Here is a 24,341-nt window from a genome sequence, read left to right on the forward strand (position 1 = left end):
AGGACCGATGCCCACCACCGTCCTGGCGACCGCCCTGCCGCACTCGCTCGCCGACGACGCCCCCTTCCAGCTCACCGTCTTCCTCACGCACAAGCTCGTCGGGGGCGCGCTCCTGTCCGACTTCCCGGCGGCCGTCGACTGGCCGACGACGCTCGCCGGCTGCACGTTCGCGCTGGAGACCTCGCTCGGGACGACCCTCCCTCTGCGCGTCGTGTCCGTCGCCGACGCCGCGTCGTGGGCGGCCGTGCTTCCCCCGGGCACGCCGGTCGACGGCTTCCCGACGCCCGCGCTGTCCGACGAGACGTGGCGGACCAACCCCGCGAGCCGGATGAGCGACCATGCCGTGGACATGCACCTCGCGGCGATCACGGCGGCGCCGCTGACGAGGCCCCGTCTCGCGGGAGATCCCGTGGCCGGCGGGATGCTGCGCACCCTCGCGAACCTGGACCAGGGCGGCCCGCTCTGGCAGCTGCTCGACGACGAGGCGGGTCGCGCGCGGCGCTCGTTGCAGATCGCCGGCCGGCGGCTCAGGGATGCACTCACCACGATCGGGCCGCTCACCGAGGTCGATGACACCGACCCCGAGCACGGCCACGGCGGCGAGACCCCACCGCTGCCGCCGTACCAGTCGGAGATCGCCGACCAGCACTCGCCCGTGCAGGTGCTTCTGGACGATCCCGAGGCGGACACGCGAGTGACCCGGCAGCTGGACGCGCTGGCCGGGCAGGACCTGTCCGCGGACCCGCAGCTGCAGCTGATCGCCGACTCCCACGCCATGCGGCGCTACTACGAACGGCCCGAGCAGCCGCAGCAGGCACCTCGTACGGAGCCGGACCCCGCCGCGCCACCGACGCCTCGGCCGGACCGACCCGAGCACGACTTCCACGCCAAGGTCGGTTCCTTCGGTTCGACACCCGCCCTGCTACGGCGGCTCGGGCTGGCGGTCGACGTCGTGCTCGACGGGGTCGATGCCACGCGGGCACGTGCCGCGCTCGCCCGCGCGACCTGGGTGCGCGTGACCCTCACGTCGCCCGATGCCGACCTGCAGGTGCTCCCGCCACGGAAGACCGCCGTGGTCGTCGACGGCCCCGTCTTCGCAGCGCGGTCGAGCAAGGCGTGGGTCGGCGGCGCGCTGCCGCTCGGTGACGACGAGTGGGTCGTGCTCGACGTCGACCCGGACGCGTCCGGCCTCAAGCTCGACCAGCACGCGCGCAACCTCGCGCGGCAGTACGCGAGCGAGGCGAACGGGGACCCCGCGACCTCCGCGCCCGGGACGCTGCGCTCGACGGGCTTCGCGCTCGCTCGCCGTGAGCGTGCCGCCCAGCTGCGCGCCCGCGTCCAGGAGGCCGAGGCCCTGGCCGCCGACGACGGCACTCGCGAGCTGCTGCTGGACGACCTCGTGCGCGGCATCCGGGTCGAGGTCTGGGACGACGTGACCAAGGAGTGGCACAGCCTGCACCGCCGGCGCGTCACGGTCACGGCGGCGCCTGGCGGCCTCAGCGTGCTGGCCGACGAGCCCGACCTGGGGTTCCTGCAGCTCTCCGCGCTGAACCGGGCTCCCGGCGACGAGACGAACGGGTACTACCTGCACGAGGTCGTCGCGGGGTGGGACGGCTGGAGCCTGTCCGCGCCGCGGCCCGGACTGACCATCGTGCACGTGGAGCCGCCCGGTCCCGACGGAGCGACCGAGGCCGTCGTCGACACCCTGCCCGACGAGCCGATCGACGGCGCGCACACGGTCTCGCGCGTCGAACCGCTGTCGTTGCCGCGGCTGCGGTACGGCACGTCGTACAGCTTCCGGGTGCTGGCCGTGGACCTGGCCGGCAACTCGGTCCCGCAGGTGCCGCGGCGGCGGCCGCGTCGACCGGGTGAGCGCCAGGTCGGCGCGGCCCGTGAGCACCTCGACCGCGTGCGGGAGGCGTACGTGCGCCGGGACCGCGCAGGCGTCGCGGAGGCGAGGCGGCAGGCGGTGATCGAGCACCTGCGGACGGACCCGCCGCAGGCGATGCTGCTGCCCGACGAGCTGCTGTCCGGCGACGCGCGACTCGACGCGACGCTCGAGAACCTCGTAGCGCGGGCGACGGCGGCGGACGAGGCGGCGCCCGTCCAACGGCTGTTCGACGACGTCGCGGCGGCGTCGCGGATCCTCGCCGAGTCGCGGGCGACCCTGCGCGTGCGCCCCCAGCTGCGGATCGACGCGGGCGAGTTCGCGGGCCTGGCCGCCAACGACGACCTGCAGCTGCCCGACGAGGTGCGTCTGCCCCTCCGGTCCGTCGTCACGACGCCGCGCCCCTACCTGCGGTGGGAGCCGGTCCCGGCCCCCACGCTCGTCGTCCGGGCCGAGCTCACGCCGGGAGAGCAGCCCGCCGCGCTGGTGGTGCGCAGCGGCGGACCCGAGACGTCCGAGCGACACCTCGCCCCGCCCAAGGCCACCCAGCTCGAGGCAGAGACCGCCGGCGCGTTCGACAAGGCGATCGGCACGGGCGACGTGGCCGAGATCAAGCGCCTCTACGCCCTGGCACTCGCCGAGCGCGGCACGCTGCTCGACCAGTTCGTGCCCAGCCTGACCGACGCCACCGCGACCGTCGAGCAGCTCGGCATCGCGCTGGTCGACCGGCCAGGGGCAGACACGGGCTCCGCCCACCGGGCGACCCTCGCCCAGATCACGGCAGACCGCGGCCGACCCATCGGTGAGGGCCAGTACGTCGTCCACGACACCGACGCGTTGCGGCTCCCGTACCTGCCGGACCCGCACGCGACCGGGGTCTCGCTCGTGTTCTACGAGGCGGGCGCGCCGCACGTGCTGCCTGAGCCGCGCGCGCTGCAGGCAGTCTCCGTGCCCTACCCGGGCGTGTGGCCGTCCTTGCAGCCGCTGCGGATCGTCGTCGAGGCAGGGGAGGCGCTCGGCGCCCAGGTGGTCGGTCACGAGGTGCACGTCCAGCTCCCCCCGGGCGAGCAGGTGCGCGTCGCCGTGTCGAGCACCCTGGACGCGAGCTCGCTCGACAAGTTCGGCCTCTGGAGGTCGCACCTGGCCAGCGCGGTCGACCCCACGGACGGGTACACCACCGACGAGGTGGTCGCCGCAGCCGCGCTGATGCGGGCCGCGTCGTCCGGGTGGACCTGGTGGCTCACGCCCTCGACCGACGTCCGCCTGGTGCACGCGGTGCCGGCGCCGGTGCGGCCTCCCGAGCTCACGGTGCTCGACCTGTTCCTGCGTCCGCCCGGGCGTTCGGTCGCCGCCTTCACCGGCCTGCTCGACGTGCACGGTGCGAGCACGGACACGGTGGTCGTGCGGGCATCGTGGACCGAGACGGTCGACGACCCGACGGCGTCGACGCCACAGGTGGTGTCGAAGTCGGACGTCGTCGTGCGCTCGGCCGTCGCGGAACGTGCGACGACAGGAGTGCTGTTCCTCTACGACTTCCTGCCGACCGGTCCGCTGGCGCAGGCGCTCGGCGGCATCGGGTTCCACCGGATGCTGCAGACGTTCGAGGACACCCACTACCGGCGGGTCACCTACGTCCCGAGCGGGACCACCCGGTACGCCGAGTTCTTCCCGCTCGACCAGATCCCGGCAGAGCCCGAGCCCGGCGAGGCTGTGGTGCTCGACATCCCGTCGTCCGCTCGGCCCGCGGCACCCCTCGTGCTCGACGCGGTTCCGTTGCTGCGCTGGGAGCAGCAGCCCGAGCCCGCCGACCCGTTCGCGTGGCGGCAGGTCCGCCGGTCGGGCGTCCGCGTCTGGTTGGCCCGCCCCTGGTTCTCCTCAGGCGACGGTGAGCTTCTGGGCGTCCTCGTGTTCGACACCGACGAGTGGGTACAGGCTGGGGACGGCACGTGGTCGCGCCAGCCCAAGGCCAGGCAGGCGCCTGACGGCGCGACGAGCATCTGGGCCGCGGACCCGATCGTGCAGCACGGCGGTGCGACGACGAACCCGACCGTGCCTCCGCTGCTCACCTTCGACCAGCTGGTGCTCGACGTGGTCGAGACGGGCGCGGCCGAGGCCGTCGGGATCCGGCCGCCGCTCGACGGCGAGGTGCTCGGCGGGCGCGACCGCGGCTGGCCGGACGGCCCCGGGAACCCGGTCGCCGTAGCCGCGTCCGTGCCGCTGCGGGACGTGCGAGGTCACCCGGCGGTGAGGGTGCTGGGCTACCAGCCGGAGTTCGACGAGGCGACCGGACGCTGGTTCGTCGACGTCGCGCTGCAGGAGACTCCCGCGCTGTGGCCGTTCGTGCGCCTGGCCGTCGCTCGCTTCCAGCCGCAGTCGATCGAGGGCTGCTCGCTCTCGCCGGTCGCGCTGACGGGCTGGGTGCAGCCCCTTCCCACCCGCACGCTCACGGTGAGTCGGCCCGACCCGGGGCATGTCCAGGTCACCCTGACCGGCGTCGTGAGCTGGCTGCGGTTCGACCCGCACGGCGGCCCCGAGCTCCAGGGCGACCAGCTGAGCGCCGACAGCCCGACCGGCGACGCGGCGACCCGGGCCTCCCGGCTGCAGCAGTCGCGGACCGTGCGGGCGACCGTCCAGAGCAGGGTCGCGGGGGCCGGCGATCTGGAGTGGTCGACCTTCTCGACATCCGTGCTGCCCGCGGTGAGCGTCGAGGAGTCCGGCGGGTTCCGGGCCACCTGGACCGGGTCCGTGCTGCTCCCCGAGGGTGAGGGGTATCCCGGTCTGCGGCAGCCCGGGACGGTCGAGTCGGACTGGCGGGTGCTGGTGGAGGAGCACGAGCTGCTCGACGCCGACCCGACGGTGCCGGGGGTCGCCGGCGTGCCCGTGCCGCGGCTCGTCTATGCGGACGGTGTCCCGCTGTAGGTCGAGCAGAGAGTGGCTGCGCGACGAGGTCTCGGGCGGTCACACGCTGTTGCGTGGACGCCTCGAGAATCAGGTCGCCCCTTGTCGCCTTCAGATGCACGAGGAGAACAGGGGAGCTGGTGAAGTCTGGCTTCCTCTACGGCCCAGAGGAGCGCCTGGGTCAACCGTGGATGGCGCCTTTGACGTCGTCATCGACGATCGACCGGCAGTCCGTGCACTCGCCGGGGTCGGGGCCGTCGTCGTCGGGGAAGTTCGTGGCAGGCGAGATGTACTTGCCGCACGCGCTCATCCCGTCGCGGAAGAAGTGCTGTCGCGCGTCCCCGCTGGTCAGTCGCAGCCAACCTTCCGGGTAGGTGGTCGTCACGTCGGTCTTCCCTCCTCGAACTCCGCGAGGTCGTCCGAGATGGCGCGCAGCAGCCGGGCGGCCGCGTCACACAACGCCCGCGCAGCGGCGAGCTCGTCACCGATCTCGGCGGCCCTCACCGGAGATCCTCTGCCGGGCGCGGGCGCAGGGGTAGGGCAGAACGTCCCGACTGGGTCCGGTGCCCACGCACTCCCAGGGTCCGGTCTGACGTTAGGGTCGGCCGATGGCCCTGATCCACCGCGCCACCATTCGTCCGACCAAGGCGGAGCTGCTCGCCGAGTGGGTTCCTGCTCAGCCGTGGGGGGAGCAGGAGTTCGCGCTGGTCGGTGCGTACCGGTTCGACGACCCGGACGGCGAGGTCGGCATCGAGACGCACGTCCTGTCGACTGCCGACGGGCACCTGCTCCAGGTTCCGCTGACCTATCGCGGCGCACCGCTGCTCGACGCGTCACAGTTCCTGATCTGCACCATGGAGCACTCGGTGCTCGGGCGTCGCTGGATCTACGACGCGACAGGGGACCCCGTGTATGCCCGCGTGCTTGCGTCGGTGCTGCTGGCAGGTGTGGCCCAGGCCGAAGAGTTCGTCGAGGGCGCCGACGCACCACGCGATCCGAGCGTGCGCGTGACCGGGAGCGGCTCCCGCTCCCGTGCCGTCCCGCCCATCAGCGACGTGAGTGCGTCCTCCGACGGCTCGACGACAGTCCTGGAGATGTCCGGGGTGCCGCGCATCGTCATCTGCCGTCGTCTCGTCCGGCATGCGCCCACGGACGACCGCGCCTCCACCCTGACCGGCACGTGGTCGGGGCTCGAGGCGCCGGTCTTGCTCGCCTACGTCGCCTGAGGCGTTGCTCAGCCCGCAAAGATGAGGTGCGGCCGCCGTCACGTCCGGCGGCCGGCGGCATGTCGCGGGCCCTCGACCGGCGTGCCGCTGCGACCATGCCCAGATGGCATGGAACGTCTTGAGTCGCGTGCTTCCCGACAGTCAGCGTCGGACCAACGACGACCTGACGGCTGACCTGGACCTGTTCGCCGGGGAGGTCTCCGCGAAACGCTCGGCGTTCTGGACGATGCTCTTGCTGAGCTCGGTCATCGCGACGGCAGGGGTGCTGGCCGACTCCACGGCCACGGTCATCGGAGCGATGATCATCGCGCCGTTGTCGACCCCGATCATGGGCCTGGCCCTAGGGCTGGCGCGGGGTGCACCACGCTCGGCGGGTCAGTCCGCGTGGATCGTGACGATGGGAGTCGTCCTCGTCGTCGCGGTCGGGGCCTTGTTCTCGCTCGCCCTGCCCACGTCCTTCGATCTCCTGTCGAACGGGCAGATCACCTCGCGCACGTCGCCCGGTCTGCTCGACCTCGTCGCGGCCGTCGCGACGGGGTTCGCGGGCGCGATCGCGCTGGCCCGACGGGATGTCGCGGCGGTCCTGCCGGGGGTGGCGATCGCCATCTCGCTCGTCCCACCGCTCGCTGTGGTCGGGGTCTGCCTGGGTGACGGTGCTCCTAGCCTGGCGGGGGGCGCGTTCCTGCTGTTCTTGTCGAACGCCGTCGCCCTGGTCCTGGCGGGCTCGCTGGTGTTCGCCGTCACGGGATACGGCGTGTCACAGGCGGGGCAGGGGCAGCCGAGCCGACGACGTACCCACGTGACGATCCTCGTGGTCCTCGTGATCGTTGCGCTCCCGCTCGTGGCCAACACCGTCTTTACCTACCAGGTGGCGCTGACGTCGGAACGCGTAGAACGGGCGGCGGACGCCTGGCTGGCTGACGTCCCAGGGACCAATGTGACCCGGGTGTCCTACAGCGGTTCGCAGATCGAGATCGACGTCCGGACACACGGCGAGCTCCCAGACGCGGACATCTTGATCACCTCGCTCGAGCGTGTGGTCCCTCGCGGGACGCCCGTCGTCGTCGTCACCAACCTCGGTGATCGGCAGGAGGTCGGCCGGGTCGGCCCGAGCTGACGCAACGGCATCCCACCCCCCCGGTCGCTTCGCCCGGCCGCACGAGGCTCCGGTCCCGTCGGCCAGGAGGAGCAATGGCGTGACCCAGACCTCGCGTACCTGGAGCTGCCGCCTTGTCCAGCGGCCGCATCCGGCGTCGTGGGACTCGGGCTGCAGCGAGATCGAGAAGTCCGACCGTCGAGACCCGCCCCAACGGCGAAACCCTGGCGGAGCGCATAGCGCGACCCATGCGCTGACAACACAGGCGGGTGCCCAGGGGCCTTGCCCCGCCACGGTCGGGGGTGCCAACGTGGGACCGTGCCCGACACTCCGGTCGTCTCGGTGATGCTGGCCGTCCCTGACGCCGGTGCCGCCGCCAGGTGGTACGCCGCGGCCCTCGGCGCAACCGAGCTGTGGAACCTCGGCAGCGTCGTCGGCCTCAGCCTCGCCGGCACCGCGTTCTTCCTGGGTGAGCCGGCGTCGAACGGCTGGCAGACCCCGCAGGCCGCGGGGACCAGGACCGTGCGCGTCGAGATGTTCGTCGACGACCCCGACGACGTGGTCGCGCGGGCCGTCGCGGCGGGGGCGGACGGCGGCGGTCGTGAGGTCCAGGACTACGACACGCCCTGGGGCGCGCACCGGCAGGGCGGCTTCCTTGACCCGTTCGGGCACCTGTGGCTGGTCGGCGATCGCTCACCGCTCTCGCCGCACCCCGCCTCAGACTGACCCCCGCCTAGCGCCGCCGGCGTCGAGGCCATCGGCTGCGCAGGGCCGACTATCCGTCATTCCTCTTGCTCGCCTCTCCCTCGACGACCAGGACGCGCGCTCGCGTTCCGCGTAGGTGGCGGAGCTCCCACCACGGCGAGCTCGGCCTCCCGTCACACCAGACCTTCCGCCGACACGCTCTCAGGCTTCTCCACCACGGCACGACCGTCCGGCCCCTGCACCGGCACGCGGAGTTCGCGAACTGCGCCGCAGCCCCGGCGTCGGCCACGAACCGCGACCGACGTCCACCCGTAGCCGGTGCACATCGGACGCCCATCCGGCGCCACGGGCGTCGTGCCGGTCGACGGCCTGACGCAGTGGAGGCTGGGCGAGACCGTGGCCTGGGTATCGTGCCCAGCATGGGTCGACGAGCGTGGGCGGCATGGCGGGCCCGTCCCGTGGGCGTCCGCGATGCTTGGGTGGCGGGTGCGCTTGTGCTCGTCGAGTGCCTCCTGCTCGCGCGCAGCAGCGTGGACGTCGACGCCGTGGTGGCGGGCTCCGTCGTACTCGGTGCGGCGTCGCTCGCTTGGCGGCGCACCGCCCCGTTCGTCGCGCTGACTGTCACCGCGGTCGCTCTCGGCGTGACCACCGCCCTGGGCGGTCCTGGGTCGGGGGCGCTCGGCCCGGTCCTCATCGCCGTATACAGCGCGGTCGCGTGGGATCGCCGTCTCGCAGGGACCGTGGCGGCTGCGGTCGACGTGATGGCTGTCGCAGCTGCCGACGTCGTGCGCACGGGGGCCTGGTGGGGTGACGACGTGGCTCTGTCGGCGATGCTCGTGGCGGTCGTGCTTGCGGCCGGTTTCGCGGTCGGCTCGCGGCGGTCCACGCTCGTTGCGGCGAAGGACCGTGTCGAGCGTGCCGAGCGCACCCGTGAGGTGGAGGCCGCCCGACGCGTCGCCGAGGAGCGACTGAGGATCGCCCGGGAGCTGCACGACGTGCTCGGTCATCACGTCGCAGTGATCGGTGTGCAGGCGGGGGTCGCCGAGACTCTGCTGGAGAGTCGTCCGGAGGCTGCGCGCGCCGCGCTCGAGCACGTGCAGGACGCGAGCGGGAGCGTGCTGACGGAGCTCGCGGCGCTGGTGGAGGTCCTGCGTGAGCCGGGCGACGGCCCTGCGACGTCGCCGACACCGGGGCTGGAAGCGCTCGACGGTCTGCTCGAGGACGTGCGGTCCACCGGGCTGGTGGTCGACGTCGCGTCTCGCGGTGCACCCCCTCGGCTCGCGCCGGTCGTCGACCTGACCGCGTACCGGGTGGTTCAGGAGGCGCTGACGAACGCACACAAGCACGGCGACGGCCGCGCCGAGCTGATCATGACGCACGCGGCGGACGCCTTGACGATCGAGGTCCTGAACGCGTTCCGACCGGACGTCGCTGGAGGCGGTCGCGGGCACGGTCTCGTCGGGATGCGCGAGCGGGTCGTGTCCGTCGGAGGAAGTCTCGACGCCGGCGCGGACGGGCGTCACTTCCGGGTCTGTGCGGTGCTGCCCGTGCTCGCGGTCGGTGCTGGACAGGGTGCGGCCGCGGGCACGCGACGATGACGATCCGCGTGCTCGTCGCCGACGATCAGGATCTCATCCGGGCGGGCTTCGCCGCCCTGGTCGGCGCAGCCGACGACATGGAGGTTGTGGGAGAGGCGGCGGACGGCGCCGAGGCTGTCGAGGAGGTGCGCCAGACCCGGCCGGATGTCGTGCTGATGGATATCCGGATGCCGGGGGTCGACGGGATCGCCGCGACGGAGCAGATCGCTGCGGACCCGGCGCTGGCAGCGGTCAAGGTGATCGTGCTGACGACCTTCGAGATGGATGAGTACGTCCTCGCGGCCTTGCGCGCCGGGGCCAGCGGGTTCCTCGGCAAGGGGGTCCGGCCGGCGGCTCTGCTCGAGGGCATCCGGACCGTGGCTGCGGGGGAGTCGTTGCTGTCGCCGAAGGCGACCCGCGCCCTCATCTCGCAGATGCTCGACGTCCCGGTCGGACCTGTCGTCGACGTTCCGGCGTTTGCCGCCCTGACGCCGCGGGAGCGTGAGGTCGTCGAGCTCGTCGCGCACGGCCTGAGCAACGACGAGATCGCCGCGCGCCTGTACCTGTCGCCCCTCACGGCCAAGACGCACGTGAACCGCTCGATGACCAAGGTGGGCGCGCGCGACCGGGCACAGCTCGTCGTGCTCGCCTACCAGGCTGGGCTGACCGCCGGCTGACCCGCAGTTCAACCCCGCGCGACATGTCGCGACGCCGGCAGGACGACCGCCTGCTCGACTCCGTGTCGTGCCTGCGGCCGTCGCTGGTCCGGGTGGGTCGTCGTGGTCTGGCGTACTGCGATCGCAGTACGCCCAGGTGACTGCGCCTGGACGACGCGGACGACCCCCGTGGCAGGGCACCGTTGAAGACGTCGGAACCGGCAGGGTGACGACGAGCGGCAGGCCCTCCAGCACCTGCATCCACCCCAGGAGCATCACCATGACCGCCGTGGTCACCCCGAGCACGTCGAACCCGTCGAGCACCGTGACGACAGAACCCCCGGACTACCCGTTCTACAACGGCCTGCCTTCGCGCATCAGCGGTGCCGGCTGGGCAGCGATCCTGGCGGCCGTGGCGACCGGCGTCACAGCGGACATGTACCTGTCCGTCGGCGGGCCCACCTGGTTCTCGACGCTCGTGCGCGGACTCGTATTCGTCGCGATCCCGCTCATCACGTTCGTCCTCGTCGCTCGTCCCGACTGGCGAGTGATCTTCCGCCGCGTCGGCCGCCGGGAGGTCAAGCTCTGGGTCGGGTTTGCCGCACTCAACGTCGTGGTCACCTCTGTCGTCGGCGGCGTGCTCTCGCAGGTGATGGACATGCAGGCGAACCCGATGGGCAACATGCTCGCGCAGCTCAGCGGCGGGGAACGCGTCGCGACGTTCCTGGCGATGGTTCCTCAGCTCTTCGGCGAGGAGCTCTTCACCATCCTTGTTCTCCTCGCGACCATGACCCTGCTGACCCAGGTCATCCGTCTTCCTCGCCGGACCGCGGTCATCGGAGCGACGCTCGTCGCGACGCTCGCGTTCGCGGCGATCCACCTGCCCACCTACGGCGGAAACTTCCTGCAGTGCGTCGCCATCATCGGCGTGGCGCGCGTGGTGCTGCTCATCCCCTTCATCAAGACGAAGAACATCTGGGCGTCGACCGGAGCCCACGTGCTCAACGACTGGACGCTCTTCGCCATCGGGCTCGCAACGGCGGCGGCACTGATCTGACGTCCGTCACGCAGCAGGTGGACGCCCGCACCGGCGACCACCTGCCGTTGTGCGAGGTCGCTCTCACTGCAAGCGTCGAGGGTTCCTTGCTCGACGAGAGTCCTCGCCGCCACACCAAGCGGGCAACGTGAGCGCCTAGCGATGGGCTGCCCGGCACACGCCAGGGGTCACACGCCCAGTCACACGGGCGCGCGGTCTCCTGGTGCCTCGAGCCCGACGACCGTCGTCGGGCCGAGCACCGGAAGGTGAACTGCAATGGCCCTGTTCATGGACGCCCACACCATCGAGGGCGGAGTCTCGGCAAGCGACGTCGCGTCCGCCCACCAGGCCGATCTGGCTACTCAGGACGCGTACGGCGTCAGCTACGTGCGGTACTGGGTCGACGAGGCGGCAGGCAAGATCTTCTGCCTCGTCGAGGCGCCGGACGCCGAGGCCGCCTCCACCGTGCACCGCGAGGCCCATGGCCTCGTCGCCGACGAGATCTACTCCGTGGCCGAGGGCGCCTGACTCAGCGGGTCGGCAGCGACGCGGCCTCGTGCTGCGTCGCTGCCCGACCACCCCGTCACACCGACGTCCTGTGCCGCGCCCCAGATCAGGCGTACGGACTCGAGACAGAGAAGGTGCAACACCATGGATCCGATGGGCAAGTTGCTCGCGGGGTCGACGACTCACGCGCGGGCAGCCTCGCGGCGCGAAGTCGGGCACGAGGGACTCGCCGTGCGCGTACGAGAGCGCTGGGCCGGCGTCGTGCGCTGGCTCGGCAGCCATTCCTCCCAGCTGCCGGACGCCGACGTCCCGAGGTTGCCGGTGCCTGCAGCGGAGACGTTCCGCCCACGTTCGGTCGAGCTGGCTCAGGTCCTCGACCAGGCGGCGCACCGCGTCGCCGAGAGGGGCACGTCCGCGGAAGGCCGACTGCTCGAAGCCATGTCCGAGGTGGCAGCGCAGTCCGCGCCGGGTGTCGCAGGGGCACTGATGGACCCGGACGGTACCGAGATCTCCCGCCTGCGGGCGTTCGGTCTGGTGCACACCCACCTTCTGGAGGCGCTCGGTCCGCGCGAGCACGCGTGGCTGCTCGACCTCCTCGATGGCGAGCTCGGCGGGCTCGAGCGTCCGGCCGTCCCGGCCTGATGGGACGCCTCCGACATCACCGACCCACCGATGCAGGGCCCGCGTACCCGAGCCTTGTGCAAGGCTGCTCCACGTGAGCGCGAGCGCGCAGGAGCCGGCGCGAATCCCGCCGTCGACGCTGGTCGTCCAGCTGCTCGGCCGGCCCCGCACCGACGTCGACGGCGCACCCGGGTACCGCTTGCGCAGCCGCAAGAGCTGGGCGCTCCTGGCCTTCCTGCTGCTGGGCGAGAGGCCGCCGACACGCAACCAGCTGGCCTCGCTGCTCTTCGCCGAGGCGGACGACCCCCTCGGGGCCTTGCGGTGGTGCTTGGCGGAGATCCGACGCGCGCTCGGCTCCGCGGTCGTCCTGGATGGCGACCCAGTCACGATCTCGCTGCCCGCCGGTACCACCGTGGACGTTGACGTGCTGGTCCGCGGTCACTGGAGCGCCGCGGTCGAGCTCCCGGGCCTGGGCCACGACCTGCTCGACGGCCTCGTCATCCTGCATGCCGGCGCCTTCGAGTCGTGGTTGCTCTCCGAGCGCCGTCGGCTCGCGGCCGCCACGGAGTCGATCCTGCACGAGGCGGCGCTCGGGCACCTCGCCCGTGGAAACCTCGACCGCGCGCGAGACTTGGCCGTCCGGGCTGCCGTGCTGAGTCCTCTGGACGAGAACCACCAGGCGCTGCTGATCAGGCTCTATCGTCTGGCAGGCGAGGACGAGGCCGCCCGCCGCCAGTACGACGCCTGGGCGGCGGTCGCCGAGCGGGAGCTCGGCGCACCCCCCGGTGCTCCCGTGCTGCTCGCGATGCGGGAGGGACCCAGGCCGGCCGGCGGTACTGGGGGCGTCTCGATCCAGGCGGTGACCGAGGCCGGTGTCGCGGCCGTCTCCGCGGGTGCCCTTGTGGCCGGCGTGTCGTCCTTCGAGAACGCCGTCGGTCTCGCCGACCGCAGCGGCGTCGACAGCGAGCGGATCTCGACGCGACTGGTACTCGCGGAGGCCCTCATCCACACGCTGGGCGGCCTCGACGAGGCGGGTCTGACGATCCTGACCGAAGCCGAGCGCATCGCCGTTGCCAACGGGGACCGCGAGGCCACGACCCGGGTCCAGGCCGAGGTGGGGTACGTCGACTTCCTCCGAGCACGGTACGACCGAGCCGAACGATCGCTCACCCAGGTGCTCGCCGAGGATGCGACGTCGCCCTCAGTGCGGGCCAAGGCGATGACCTACCTCGGGTCCGTGGCCAGCGACCGCGCGGAGTATCCACGCGCCGTCGCCCTGCTGCGGGGCGCCGTCCGCGCCTCGCGCGAGGTCGATGAACCCCGGCGAGAGGCCTTCGCCCTGTCGATGCTGGGCCGGGTCAGCCTGCTCCGGGGAGAGCTGGCCGGAGCCACCGAGTTCCTTGCAGCCGCCGGCGACCTCGCCGAGCGCGACCACTGGCTCTCGTTCCTGCCATGGCCCCAGGCCATGCTCGGACAGACCTGGCTCTCGCTCGGCGACCTCGACGCGGCCGCCCGCGCGCTCGAGCAGTCGTTCGCGCGGGCATGCCAGATCGGTGACCCCTGCTGGGAGGGCATCTCGGCCCGTGGGCTGGCCATGCTGGCCGAGGCTCAAGGCGAGGTGGACCAGGCATTCGCGGTGCTCCTGGACGCGCGAGCGCGCGTCAACCGCTTGGCCGACCCGTACGTCTGGCTCGACGTCCACATTCTCGACGCGTTGTGCGAGATCGGACGCCGTCACGGACACCCGCTCACCGCGTCGTGGGCGGACGCCATGCTCGACCGCTCCTCACGTACCGGCATGCGGGAGCTGACCGTGCGGGCGATGCTCCACCAGGCCGCATCGGGCTTCCGGGCGGATGCCGAGATGGCCGCCCTGCTGGCTGACGACATCGACAACGCCGTGCTTTCCGCGCTGGTCGCGGCGGCCGGCGAGCGCTGACCGCCCTCGTCGCTCGCCGCGGTGTGCTGATGCGAGGCATTCCTCGACAGCAGGCTGGTGAGGCCGGCGCCAGCCGTCGCCGGACGGTGCCGGTGATGTGTCTCGCTCCGGTTCGATGGAGGCCGGTTGGCGGCCCGCCTAGTTCCTGACGGTCCTTTGGTTCGGGATGACGGTCGTCTGTGCGAGTGGCGCCGGGCGTTCGCGCAGGCACCCCGCAGCCGCCGGTGACGGACAACACCGGGCGCTCCTGGCACCGTGACCCGGGAACAGCGCGTCCTCAAGGGCGAATGTTGGCCTGACCTGCAGGGGGCTCGACGAGCGCTACCGAGATCAGGGTGACGCCGAGGTCTCGGATCCCGGCCAGCAGCCCGTGCAGCGCCGCCTGGTCCGCCACGGCGCCGGTGAGGATCGTCGAGCCGTCGGGCTCGCGGGACAGGGAGAGGTCTCCGAACCGTGGCGACCAGCGGTCGTCGAGGTGTCCGGCGATCCGGAGCGCCTGGACGGCGGACGCATCAGGACCGACGGGGCGGGTCACGTGAGTACGGCTCTCGGCACGGTCCTGGGCGTCCGGGCGCGGGGTCCTCGGAGGGTGACGTCTCCTGCCACGTGGGGGACCGAGACGAGCACGACGAGAACGACCGACCCCACCCGGTCGACCGGGTGGGGCGGGTTGTCGCGTGGACGGTCACTTGGCACCGGCCGTGTCGAGCCGAGGGCTGATCGCGTCCGGCAGGGGCCGAGCGGCCACAGTGCGGTGGTCTCGCCACAGTGAGTAGCCACCGCGTGCTCGAGGCTCCGCTCCTGTCTGTGACCCCTCAACAGGATCGCGGCAAGGTGGTCAGACCTCAGCCCCGACGATCCCTGATCAGTCGTCAGGCGTCGCTGGCACACGAACCCCGTTCGTGGGTCCAGATCGCACTCGGGGTCGCGCACCTGACCTGCGGTGCTGGTCTCGCTGTGTCCCCACTGGAGGCCCCTGTCCCCACGAAACCGCGTGCCGTCGGGGCAGAATGCGTGCCTGACCTGCAGTGTTACGGTCGCCATGGTGTGTGCCCCGAGTGGGATTCGAACCCACACTGGATCGGGTTTGAGCCGAACGCCTCTGCCGGTTGGGCTATCGGGGCCGTGCAGCAGGATACCGGGCGCGAAGGATGCGCGGACGCCGTGCAGTGCGAGGCAGCACACACCCTGATTGGTGCCGAACGTCCCTGGAGCAGAGCGACGCCTGCATGCCACCGTGGACGCGTGCTGACGACCGACGAGGCGATGGACTATCAGGCCGACTACGCAGCCACCAAGGTGGCGATGACCCGGCGACCGTTCGCCTACCTCCTGCAGGGTGCCCTGGCTGGGGCCTACGTCGGTGTCGCCGTGGTCCTGATGCTGACCGCCGCAGGCGGGTTCGCGCTCGAGGGCGCTCCGGTGACCAAGCTCGTGCAGGGGCTCGTGTTCGGCGTCGCCCTGACGCTGGTGCTCGCGGCCGGCGGTGAGCTGGCGACCTCGAACATGATGACCCTGACCCAGGGTGCGATCCGCAAGACCATCAGCTGGCGCGACGGGGGAGCGACCCTCGGCTTCTCCCTCGTCGGCAACCTGGTGGGGGCGATGGCCTTCGGTGCCATGGTCCACGCGTCCGGTGTGGTCGGTCCGGAGACGGCAGCGGGGAAGATGCTGGCGTCGCTCATCGAGGCGAAGGGCCACGAGTCCGGGAGCGAGCTGTTCTGGCGCGCCGTGCTGTGCAACATGCTCGTGTGCCTGGCGATCTGGTCGGCGGTCCGCCTGCGCAGCGAGGTCGCCAAGCTGATCGTGATCTTCTGGTGCCTGCTCGCCTTCATCACGTCAGGGTTCGAGCACGTGGTCGCCAACATGACCACGTTCACCCTCGGGATCCTCGGGGGCGTCCCGGGTGCGGATGTCCTCGAGTTCGCGCGGAACCTCCTGTTCGTAGGTACCGGCAACCTGGTCGGAGGCGCACTGGTCGTCGGCGCGGCCTACGCCGTGATCGCGGGTCGACCGGCTCGCACACTCGAGCCCGCAGCACCGGCGACCGAGGAGACCGACGCTCCGGGCGCCGAGCCTCAGGTGGGCGGGCTCACAGGCGCAGGTGCTGCTCACCGACTGGCAGCGCCTACTACTCTGTCCACGTGAGCACCGACGCCAAGCCCGAACCCACGGCCGACCCCGCCGCCCTCGACCTGAGCTCGACCGCCCCGGCGGCGGAGCCGGCACCTGCACCGACGCGCGCGGCCCGCCGTGCGGTCGTGGCCGAGGACGAGGCGCTGATCCGGATGGACGTCGTCGAGACGCTCCGGGACGCGGGCTTCGACGTGGTCGGGGAAGCGGGTGACGGCGAGCAGGCCGTGCAGCTCGTCACCGAGCTCAGGCCGGACGTCGTCGTCATGGACGTCAAGATGCCGATCCTTGACGGGATCTCGGCGGCCGAGCGCATCGGCAAGGCGCACCTTGCGCCCGTCGTGCTGCTGACGGCCTTCTCGCAGAAGGAGCTCGTCGAGCGCGCGAACGAGGCGGGCGCGATGGCGTACGTCATCAAGCCGTTCAGCCCGGCCGACCTGCTTCCCGCCGTCGAGATCGCGATCTCGCGCTACGCGCAGATCGCCGCGCTCGAGTCCGAGGTCGCGGACCTCGCCGAGCGGTTCGAGACTCGCAAGCGCGTGGACCGGGCCAAGGGCCTGCTCATGACCAAGATGGGTCTCACCGAGCCGGAGTCGTTCCGGTGGATCCAGAAGACGTCGATGGACCGTCGACTGACCATGCGCGAGGTGGCCGACGCCGTCATCGAGCAGGTCGGCGGAGGATCTGCCTGAGCCGCAGGTCAGACGACACAGCAGGTCACGCCCACGTTGGTCAGACGTCCAACAAGCGAAGTGACGGTTGGTCACAACTCTGCAACAACACGCCCCGGTAACTACCCGTTTCACACGGTGGACACAAACTATGTGTACTTTCGCGCCACACTGCAGGATTCCTACCGGGATCCCGCGGATCGCAGTACTCACAGAGGGGTACCACGCATGATTCGTTCGACACACGCAGTCCGGCTCGCGGCACTGGCGGGCGCAACCGCGCTCGTCCTCGCCGCGTGTGGCAGCAGCAACGACAGCGCAGACGACGACTCGTCGGAGTCCGCAGCACCGTCGGCCGATGCACTGATCATCGGCACGCTCCTGCCGCAGACGGGATCACTGGCCTACCTCGGCCCGCCTGAGATCGCGGGCGTCGGCCTGGCCGTCAAGGAGATCAACGAGGCCGGTGGCGTACTGGGCAAGGACGTCGTGCAGGAGGACGCGGACTCGTCCGACGCCGACCACGCAGAGGTTGCCACGCAGTCGGTGACTGACCTGCTGTCCAAGAAGGTCCAGGTCATCATCGGTGCGGCCTCTTCGTCGGTCACGCTCAACGTCGTCGACGACATCACCGCGGCGAAGGTCGTGCAGATCTCGCCCGCCAACACGGCCACCAAGCTCTCGGGCTACTCGCCGTACTACTTCCGTACGGCTCCGCCGGACACGGTCCAGGGTGCGGCGCTCGGCAACCTGATCACGGGTGACGGTCACTCCAACGTCGGCATCCTCGTCTTCAACGACGACTACGGCACATCGCTCCGCGACGTGGCGCAGGAGACGATCGAGGCAGCGGGCGGGACGGTCACCTACGGCGCCAACGGCGCCGGCCAGGAGTTCGACCCGGCCGCGAGCAGCTTCGACACCGACATCACGGCACTGCTCGCGACGAACCCCGACTCCGTCGTGGTCCTCGCGTTCGAGCAGACGAAGCAGATCATCCCGGGTCTCGTCGCCGCAGGCGTCGACCCGACGACGATCTACCTCGTCGACGGCAACACCGCCGACTACTCCGCGGACTTCCAGCCCGGCACGCTCGAGGGCGCGCAGGGCACCATCCCCGGCGCCTTCCCGAGCGACGAGTTCCAGGCGGCGCTCAAGACGGTCGACCCGGCGCTGAAGGACTTCGCGTACGGCCCCGAGTCGTACGACGCAGCCATCCTCGCCGCCCTGGCGGCCGAGAAGGGCGGCGGCACCGACGGCGAGACCATCCAGGCGAACCTGGCTGCAGTCTCGGGCGCCGACGGTGGCGAGAAGTGCACGACCTTCAAGGACTGCGTCGCCCTGATCAAGGACGGCAAGGACATCCAGTACACCGGTCAGGCCGGCGTCGGTCCGTTCAACGCCGACAACGACCCGTCCAGCGCGTTCATCGGCGTCTACAAGTACGGGGCCGACAACAAGAACGTCTGGGTCAAGGCCGTCGAGGGCAAGGTCGCTGACTGATCTGACCTGACGCCTCACCTGGTGTGAGACCTGGCGAAGGCCGGTGCGGAGAAGATCCGCACCGGCCTTTGCTGTGCCCGAGGGTCTAGGCGAGTCGGAGATCGACGACGAGGGCGCGGTGGTCCGAGACGCCGGTGTCGATCGCGAGGGCGGGCTGGGAGGCCGTGAGCGTGCCGTCGCCGAGCACGTGGTCGAGCTGCTGGGCCGGACGGCCGACCGGATAGGTGAGCGCCGTCGCGAGCGGTCGCAACCCGGAGATCCGCGTCACCTGCTCGGGCTCGAGGTTCAGGTCGCCCACCAGGACCAGAGGCCGGGGGAGCGGCCTCAGCTGGTCCGTCAGGTACCGCAGCTGCCGGACGGTGTGGCGGCGGATGAACGTCAGGTGGGTCGCGGTCACGGTGATGTCCCCGTGCGGCGTCTCGACCGTCGCGACGAGCGCCGCACGGGGCTCGTCCCGGACCATCGTCGGCCATCGGTTCCCGGGCCACCGGACGGCCGCACGACGTCGCAGGAGCGGCAGGTCGACCACCTGCCAGTCGCGGACCGGCCATCGGCTCAGGAGGGCGATCCCGTAGCTCGCGGACGCGGGTTGTCGGTCCCCGCTCGGTGCGCTCCAGACACCCGGCTCACCGTGCAGGACGGCCGCGAACCGATGCTCCGGGGCGCCCATGGCCTCCGCGGCGACCAGCGTCAGGTCGGCGCTGTGCGAGCGCGGCTGGTCCCGGTCGACCTCCTGCAGCGCGAGCACGTCGGCATCGAGTCCACGCACGGCGTCGGCGAAACGGTCGAGGTCCACCTCACCGTCGTTCAGGGACCGTCCGTGCAAGATGTTGAACGTCGCGATGCGCACCCGTCGATTCAACCGGCCGCCCTGCGAGCACGCGCGGCGGGGTGTAGACCTGCGTGCCATGACGCAGTCGGATGCCCTCGACGACCGCACCGCGCTCCAGGACGGGTTGCGCCTGACGGCGGTCGCCCTCATGGACGCCGAGATCCCTTTCGCGCTGGTCGGCGGGTACGCCGCGTGGGCACGTGGAGCACCCGAGCCGAGCCACGACGCCGACTTCGCGATCACCGAGGCGAACATCGACCGAGCCAAGGCGGCGATCGCGGCAGCGGGGCTCGAGGTCCAGGACCCGGCCGAGAACTGGTTGTTCAAGGCCTTCCACCACGGGCAGCTCGTCGACGTCCTGTTCCGGATGGTGGGCGAACCGATCACCGACGAGCTGCTGGCTCGCAGCGACGTCCTGGAGGTCCTCGCGGTGCGCATGCCCGTGCTGGGTGCCACGGACATCGTCTCGGCCAAGCTGCGGGTGCTGGGGGAGCACGCGTGCGACTTCGGGCGCCTGCTCGCGATCGTGCGCGCGCTGCGCGAGCAGGTCGACTGGGACCGGGTGCGCGCCGACGTCGGTGAGCACCCGTACGGCCGCGCGTTCCTGTTCCTCGCGGACGAGCTGGGCATCACCGACGTCGGCCTCGCTCCCGGTACCGACGTGGAACCGGGCCGCACGAGCGACGTCTGAGCGGTCAGGCCTCCGGGGGCTTGTTCGCCGCCTCGACGTCCGTCGCGAGCGTGCCCAGGTACAGCTCGATGACCTTGGGGTCGTTCATGAGCTGGCGTCCCGGACCGGAATAGGCGTTGCGGCCCTGGTCGAGGACGTAGGCGCGGTCGCAGATCTGCAGGGCACGACGAGCGTTCTGCTCGACGATGACGATCGAGACGCCGGCCTTGTTGATCTTGCGGGTGCGGATGAAGGTCTCGTCCTGACGGACGGGAGACAGCCCGGCCGACGGCTCGTCCAGGAGCAGCACGGACGGGTCCATCATCAGTGCGCGGGCCATGGCCACCATCTGACGCTCACCGCCCGACAGCGAGCCGGCCCGCTGCTTGCGGCGGTCGCCGAGCGTCGGGAACAGGCTGACGATGAACTCGAACCGCTCGGCGTACTTCTTGGGCGCCTGGAAGAGCCCCATCTGCAGGTTCTCCTCGATGCTCAACGAGGGGAACACGTTGTTGGACTGCGGGACGAACCCGACGCCGCGCCGGACCAGCGAGTCCGCACGCAGGTGCGTGATGTCCTCACCCTTCAGCGTGACCGTCCCGGTGCGTACCGAGACGAGCCCGAACAGAGCCTTGAGCAGCGTCGACTTGCCGGCGCCGTTCGGCCCGATGATCCCCACGAGCTCGCCGGGGTGCACCACCAGGTTGCAGCCGTTGAGGATGTCGACGCCCGGGATGTACCCCGCGTAGACGTCGCGCGCGTCGAGCAGAGGCTCGCCGGACGGCGCGCCGCGGTGGATCGACTCGGCGTCGGTGGTCGCGGTGCTCATGCGGTCTCCTCGTGCTGTGCCTGTGCCTCGGCCCGAGCAGCTTCCTCGGCCTGGACCTCGGCCTCGAGCTGCTCGGTCGTCTCGTCGTCCAGCAGGCTGTCGTCACCCAGGTCCGTGTCGTGGTGCTTGCCCAGGTAGGCGTCGACCACGGCCTGGTCCTGCATGACCGTCTCGGGTGGTCCCTCGGCGACGATCCGGCCCTCGGCCATCACGATGACCCAGTCCGAGATGTGCCGGACCATGTGCATGTCGTGCTCGACGAACAGCACGGTTGTGCCCTCGTCGCGCAGCGCCTGGACGTGGCCGAGCAGCGACTGCGTCAGTGCCGGGTTCACACCGGCCATCGGCTCGTCGAGCATGACCATCGTCGGCTTGCTCATGAGTGCCCGTGCCATCTCGAGCAGCTTGCGCTGTCCGCCGGACAGGCTGCCCGCGAAGTCGTCCCGCTTCGTGTCGAGCTTGAACCGTGCGAGGAGCTCCTCGGCCTGGACCGTGATCTCGGCCTCGCGCTTGCGCCACAACGCCGGCACGAGGGCCGTGCCGAGGTTCTCGCCGGGCTGCTTCGTCGCACCGAGCCGCATGTTCTCGATGACGGTCATGCGGCTCAGGGCCTTCGTCAGCTGGAACGTGCGGACCATCCCGGACCGGGCGACGCGTGCCGCAGAGACGCCCGACAGCGAGCGCCCCTCGAACGACCACGAGCCGGTGCTGGGCTTGTCGAAGCCGGTGAGCAGGTTGAACAGCGTCGTCTTTCCGGCGCCGTTCGGTCCGATCAGGGCGGTGATCGCACCGCGCTGGATCTCGATGTGGTCGACGTCGACGGCGGTCATGCCGCCGAAGTGCCGGGTGACGTGGTCGGCCACGACGATGGCGTCGGGCTTGGCCGCACCGGGCACCCGCGCGACGTCCGCGAGCTCGGCCGCGACGGCGGCCCGACGGCTCTCGGCCACCACCTTGGTGTCGCCGGAAGGAAGGTCAGCGGACATTGATCGCCAGCTCCTTCTTGTCGCCGAGGATGCCTTGTGGCCTGAAGATCACCAGCAGCATGAGCGTGACGCCGACGATGATCCAGCCGAACGCCTCGATCTGCTCACCACGCATGACGGACGTCGGGACGCCGTCGCGCATGACCGTCTTGATCAGCATGAGCCCGCACCAGAAGATGATCGACCCGAGCACAGGACCGAACACGGTCGCGGCGCCGCCGAGCAGCAGGATCGTCCACATGAGGAAGGTCATCGTGCGGCCCATCGAGTCGGGCTGGACGGCCCGGGGGAGCACGTAGATGATGCCGGCCACCGCACCGATGACGCCGCCGAGGATCAGCGACTGCATCTTGTACGAGTAGACGTTCTTGCCGAGCGAGCGCACGGCGTCCTCGTCCTCGCGGATGCCCTTGAGCACGCGACCCCAGGGGGAGCGCAGGAGCAGCCAGACGAGCCAGCACGCGAGCCCGACGACGACCCAGGCGATGATGCGGACCCACCAGCCGTTGGACGCGTTCGTCTGGTAGTCGAACGGGCCGAGCGACCACGTCGCGTCAGGCAGCGGTGAGGCGCCCTGGAACGTCTCCTTGTAGTCCTTCCCGCGGAGCCCGGACGAGGCGCCCGTGAGGTCGGTCAGGGCGGTCGAGCGGCCGACGAGGCGGACGATCTCCGCCGCGGCGATCGTGACGATGGCCAGGTAGTCGCCGCGCAGCTTCAGCGTGGGGATGCCGAGGATGAGCGCGAAGACCGCCGCAGCGGCCATGGCGACGGCGACGGCCGCCCACAGCGGCCAGCCGGCGATCGTCGCGATGGCGAAGCCGTAGGCACCGAGGAGCACGAAGCCGGCCTGGCCCATGTTGAGCAGCCCGGTGAGGCCGAAGTGGATGTTGAGGCCGATGGCGCCGAGCGCGTAAGCGGCCGTCGTCGGCGCGAAGGCCTCCGCGGCGACGTTGGTGAGGATGCGGTTCCAGTCCATGGCTACTCCTTAACCGATCCGCTCGGCGCGGCCCAGTAGACCCTGGGGGCGTAGCAGAAGCACGAGGATGAGGATGAGGAGCGCCCCGGCGTACCGCATGTCGCTGGGGAGCACGAGGTTCGAGAGCTCGACGACGAGCCCGATGACGATCGACCCCACGAGCGCACCGAACGGGGCGCCGAGTCCACCGAGCGTGACGGCCGAGAACATCAGCAGCAGCAGCGCGCCGCCCATGTTCCAGCTCGTCGCATTGAGGTACAGGCCCATCAGCACACCGCCGAGTGCGGCGAGCGCACCGCCGAGCACCCAGACGAGCCGGATGATCCGTTCGACCGTGATGCCCGACGCCGCGGCGAGCGCGGGGTTGTCGGACACCGCTCGGGTGGCGCGGCCGACGCGGGTGGCGAGCAGGAAGTAGGCGATCGCACCGAGGGCGGCGCACGCGATGATCACCGACCAGATCGAGGCGATCGAGATCCGCACGGTGCCGATGTGCACGATGTCCGGGTTCTCCGTGACGATGCGCAGGGCGCTGGCTCCGAAGAAGAACTGGTACGTGTACTGCAGCGCCATCGACAGACCGATCGTGACGATCATCTGCTGCGTGGTGCCGACGCGACGCTTGCGCAACGGGTGCCAGATCCCGGCGTCCTGGATGTAGCCCGACAGTCCGCCGGCGACCACCGCGATTGCGCCGGAGAGGATCAGCGGCAGCCCGAAGGTCTGGCAGCCGATGTAGGCGAGGATCGCGCCGAGCGTGACCTGCTCGCCGTGCGCGAAGTTGCTGAGGCCCGTGGTGCCGTAGATCAGCGACAGGCCGACCGACGCGAGCGCCAGCAGGATGCCGAAGACGAGGCCGCTGACGATCTGCTGGGCGAACCGGGGCCAGCTGAAGCCACCCTGTGAGGACGAGCCCGTGGGCGCTCCCGTCTCGCCCGAGTCGTCGCCGGGCGCGTTCGTCGCGCTGGGCGCCGGTCCGCTTCCGGTGTCGCCGCCAGGCTCGCCCAGCGGGAACAGTGCGCCGCTCGACGAACCGAGCGTGACCGTCACCGTGCGGGGGTTCGACTCCGGGTTGCGGAGCGTCTCACCCGCCGGAAGTGTCGCCGGGTCGAGCGTGACCGTGTAGTCGCCGGCCGCGGTGACCGCGACCGTCCACTTGCCCTCGGCGTCGGTCGTGGCGACCGCAGTGGTCTCGGGTCCGGCGATCGCGAGCGAGACGCCCGCTGCCGGTTGACCGTCTGAGGTCCGGATCGTGCCGTTGATGCAACCGGTCGCCGCGTCCGCTACGCATGGCGCCGTCGTCGCGGCGTGTGCCGCGGACGGAGCGAGGAGCAGGACCAGCGACGCGAGCAGCAGCACGATCAGTGCTCCTGCGCCTCGGCGCACGGTGGGAGAACGGTCCAGGGTGGCGAGTTCTCGCACCTGGAACCTCCGTCCGTATGTGTCGGTTTGAGCAGTTGTCACACAAGTTCGGCGTCGTTGCCGAGGCTCAGGTGCGACGTCCGCCGGGTGGCAGGACGATAGGCAGGGATTGTGTCGCTTTCGTTTCGTGAACGCGAGGTTGCGCGCCGTGAAATCTTCTGCGTGTCCTC

General features: G+C 71.0%; 22 protein-coding genes and 1 tRNA gene. 14 read left to right on the forward strand and 9 right to left on the reverse strand.

Annotated features, from left to right (window positions below):
• The first annotated feature begins 7 nt into the window (after positions 1-7).
• Entirely contained in the window at positions 8-4,807 is a 4,800-nt protein-coding gene (locus AC1DPN_RS14050) for a hypothetical protein (protein ID WP_477085383.1), read from the forward strand.
• A 160-nt stretch (positions 4,808-4,967) separates the two neighbouring features.
• Here the strand turns inward: AC1DPN_RS14050 and AC1DPN_RS14055 are convergent, their stop codons facing one another.
• Complete coding sequence (locus tag AC1DPN_RS14055) at positions 4,968-5,171, reverse strand: hypothetical protein (protein WP_477085384.1); 204 nt, start codon at positions 5,169-5,171, stop codon at positions 4,968-4,970.
• The gene (locus AC1DPN_RS14060; RefSeq protein WP_477085385.1) at positions 5,168-5,290 is read right to left on the reverse strand and encodes a dsRBD fold-containing protein; all 123 of its coding nucleotides are present in this window, start codon (positions 5,288-5,290) and stop codon (positions 5,168-5,170) included. The genes AC1DPN_RS14055 and AC1DPN_RS14060 overlap by 4 nt, the downstream gene beginning before the upstream one ends.
• Before the next feature lie 104 nt (positions 5,291-5,394).
• Between AC1DPN_RS14060 and AC1DPN_RS14065 the strand changes: the two genes are divergently transcribed.
• The 9 genes from AC1DPN_RS14065 to AC1DPN_RS14105 all read left to right on the forward strand — a co-directional run bounded on the left by AC1DPN_RS14065 (position 5,395) and on the right by AC1DPN_RS14105 (position 14,149).
• On the forward strand, positions 5,395-6,012 hold the full coding sequence (locus AC1DPN_RS14065; RefSeq protein WP_477085386.1) for a CG0192-related protein: 618 nt from the start codon (positions 5,395-5,397) through the stop codon (positions 6,010-6,012).
• Positions 6,013-6,115: 103 nt separating this feature from the next.
• Entirely contained in the window at positions 6,116-7,129 is a 1,014-nt protein-coding gene (locus AC1DPN_RS14070) for a TIGR00341 family protein (protein WP_477085387.1), read from the forward strand.
• Between the two features lie 297 nt (positions 7,130-7,426).
• A complete protein-coding gene (locus tag AC1DPN_RS14075; protein ID WP_477085388.1) occupies positions 7,427-7,834 on the forward strand; it encodes a VOC family protein in 408 nt (135 codons plus the stop codon).
• Positions 7,835-8,232: 398 nt separating this feature from the next.
• Positions 8,233-9,411, forward strand: a complete 1,179-nt coding sequence (locus AC1DPN_RS14080; protein ID WP_477085389.1) for a sensor histidine kinase — start codon at positions 8,233-8,235, stop codon at positions 9,409-9,411.
• Positions 9,408-10,067, forward strand: coding sequence for a response regulator transcription factor (locus AC1DPN_RS14085; protein ID WP_477085390.1), 660 nt, complete (start codon positions 9,408-9,410; stop codon positions 10,065-10,067). Before AC1DPN_RS14080 ends, AC1DPN_RS14085 begins: the two co-directional genes overlap by 4 nt.
• Before the next feature lie 259 nt (positions 10,068-10,326).
• Complete coding sequence (locus AC1DPN_RS14090; protein ID WP_477085391.1) at positions 10,327-11,103, forward strand: CPBP family intramembrane glutamic endopeptidase; 777 nt, start codon at positions 10,327-10,329, stop codon at positions 11,101-11,103.
• Positions 11,104-11,358: 255 nt separating this feature from the next.
• Complete coding sequence (locus AC1DPN_RS14095) at positions 11,359-11,610, forward strand: DUF4242 domain-containing protein (RefSeq protein ID WP_477085392.1); 252 nt, start codon at positions 11,359-11,361, stop codon at positions 11,608-11,610.
• A gap of 210 nt (positions 11,611-11,820) precedes the next feature.
• Positions 11,821-12,231 carry a hypothetical protein gene (locus AC1DPN_RS14100; RefSeq protein ID WP_477085393.1) on the forward strand — a complete coding sequence of 137 codons (411 nt, stop codon included), beginning with the start codon at positions 11,821-11,823 and terminating at the stop codon, positions 12,229-12,231.
• A gap of 73 nt (positions 12,232-12,304) precedes the next feature.
• Complete coding sequence (locus AC1DPN_RS14105; protein ID WP_477085394.1) at positions 12,305-14,149, forward strand: BTAD domain-containing putative transcriptional regulator; 1,845 nt, start codon at positions 12,305-12,307, stop codon at positions 14,147-14,149.
• 277 nt (positions 14,150-14,426) lie between these two features.
• Here the strand turns inward: AC1DPN_RS14105 and AC1DPN_RS14110 are convergent, their stop codons facing one another.
• Positions 14,427-14,684, reverse strand: coding sequence for a hypothetical protein (locus AC1DPN_RS14110; RefSeq protein ID WP_477085395.1), 258 nt, complete (start codon positions 14,682-14,684; stop codon positions 14,427-14,429).
• A 515-nt stretch (positions 14,685-15,199) separates the two neighbouring features.
• Positions 15,200-15,273: transfer RNA gene (locus tag AC1DPN_RS14115), tRNA-Leu, on the reverse strand.
• Between the two features lie 121 nt (positions 15,274-15,394).
• Here AC1DPN_RS14115 and AC1DPN_RS14120 point away from each other — a divergent pair.
• The 3 genes from AC1DPN_RS14120 (at position 15,395) to AC1DPN_RS14130 (ending at position 18,456) form a co-directional block, all read left to right on the forward strand.
• On the forward strand, positions 15,395-16,297 hold the full coding sequence (locus AC1DPN_RS14120) for a formate/nitrite transporter family protein (RefSeq protein WP_477085396.1): 903 nt from the start codon (positions 15,395-15,397) through the stop codon (positions 16,295-16,297).
• Positions 16,298-16,344: 47 nt separating this feature from the next.
• Positions 16,345-16,974, forward strand: coding sequence for an ANTAR domain-containing response regulator (locus AC1DPN_RS14125; protein WP_477085472.1), 630 nt, complete (start codon positions 16,345-16,347; stop codon positions 16,972-16,974).
• A gap of 207 nt (positions 16,975-17,181) precedes the next feature.
• Positions 17,182-18,456 (forward strand): ABC transporter substrate-binding protein, encoded by a 1,275-nt coding sequence (locus AC1DPN_RS14130; protein WP_477085397.1) that lies wholly within the window; start codon positions 17,182-17,184, stop codon positions 18,454-18,456.
• An 85-nt stretch (positions 18,457-18,541) separates the two neighbouring features.
• Here the strand turns inward: AC1DPN_RS14130 and AC1DPN_RS14135 are convergent, their stop codons facing one another.
• Positions 18,542-19,306 carry an endonuclease/exonuclease/phosphatase family protein gene (locus tag AC1DPN_RS14135; RefSeq protein WP_477085398.1) on the reverse strand — a complete coding sequence of 255 codons (765 nt, stop codon included), beginning with the start codon at positions 19,304-19,306 and terminating at the stop codon, positions 18,542-18,544.
• A 58-nt stretch (positions 19,307-19,364) separates the two neighbouring features.
• Between AC1DPN_RS14135 and AC1DPN_RS14140 the strand changes: the two genes are divergently transcribed.
• Positions 19,365-19,979 (forward strand): nucleotidyltransferase family protein, encoded by a 615-nt coding sequence (locus AC1DPN_RS14140; protein ID WP_477085399.1) that lies wholly within the window; start codon positions 19,365-19,367, stop codon positions 19,977-19,979.
• A 4-nt stretch (positions 19,980-19,983) separates the two neighbouring features.
• Here the strand turns inward: AC1DPN_RS14140 and AC1DPN_RS14145 are convergent, their stop codons facing one another.
• Genes AC1DPN_RS14145 through AC1DPN_RS14160 form a run of 4 tightly spaced genes read right to left on the reverse strand, consistent with a single transcriptional unit; the run spans position 19,984 to position 24,171 of the window.
• Positions 19,984-20,787: an ABC transporter ATP-binding protein gene (locus AC1DPN_RS14145; RefSeq protein WP_477085400.1), complete on the reverse strand. Its 804-nt coding sequence runs from the start codon at positions 20,785-20,787 to the stop codon at positions 19,984-19,986.
• Complete coding sequence (locus AC1DPN_RS14150) at positions 20,784-21,773, reverse strand: ABC transporter ATP-binding protein (protein ID WP_477085401.1); 990 nt, start codon at positions 21,771-21,773, stop codon at positions 20,784-20,786. Before AC1DPN_RS14150 ends, AC1DPN_RS14145 begins: the two co-directional genes overlap by 4 nt.
• The gene (locus AC1DPN_RS14155) at positions 21,763-22,749 is read right to left on the reverse strand and encodes a branched-chain amino acid ABC transporter permease (protein ID WP_477085402.1); all 987 of its coding nucleotides are present in this window, start codon (positions 22,747-22,749) and stop codon (positions 21,763-21,765) included. Before AC1DPN_RS14155 ends, AC1DPN_RS14150 begins: the two co-directional genes overlap by 11 nt.
• Positions 22,750-22,758: 9 nt before the next feature.
• On the reverse strand, positions 22,759-24,171 hold the full coding sequence (locus AC1DPN_RS14160) for a branched-chain amino acid ABC transporter permease (protein WP_477085403.1): 1,413 nt from the start codon (positions 24,169-24,171) through the stop codon (positions 22,759-22,761).
• Positions 24,172-24,341 lie beyond the last annotated feature (170 nt).

The sequence above is a fragment of the Cellulomonas sp. P4_H4 genome, from assembly GCF_056400865.1.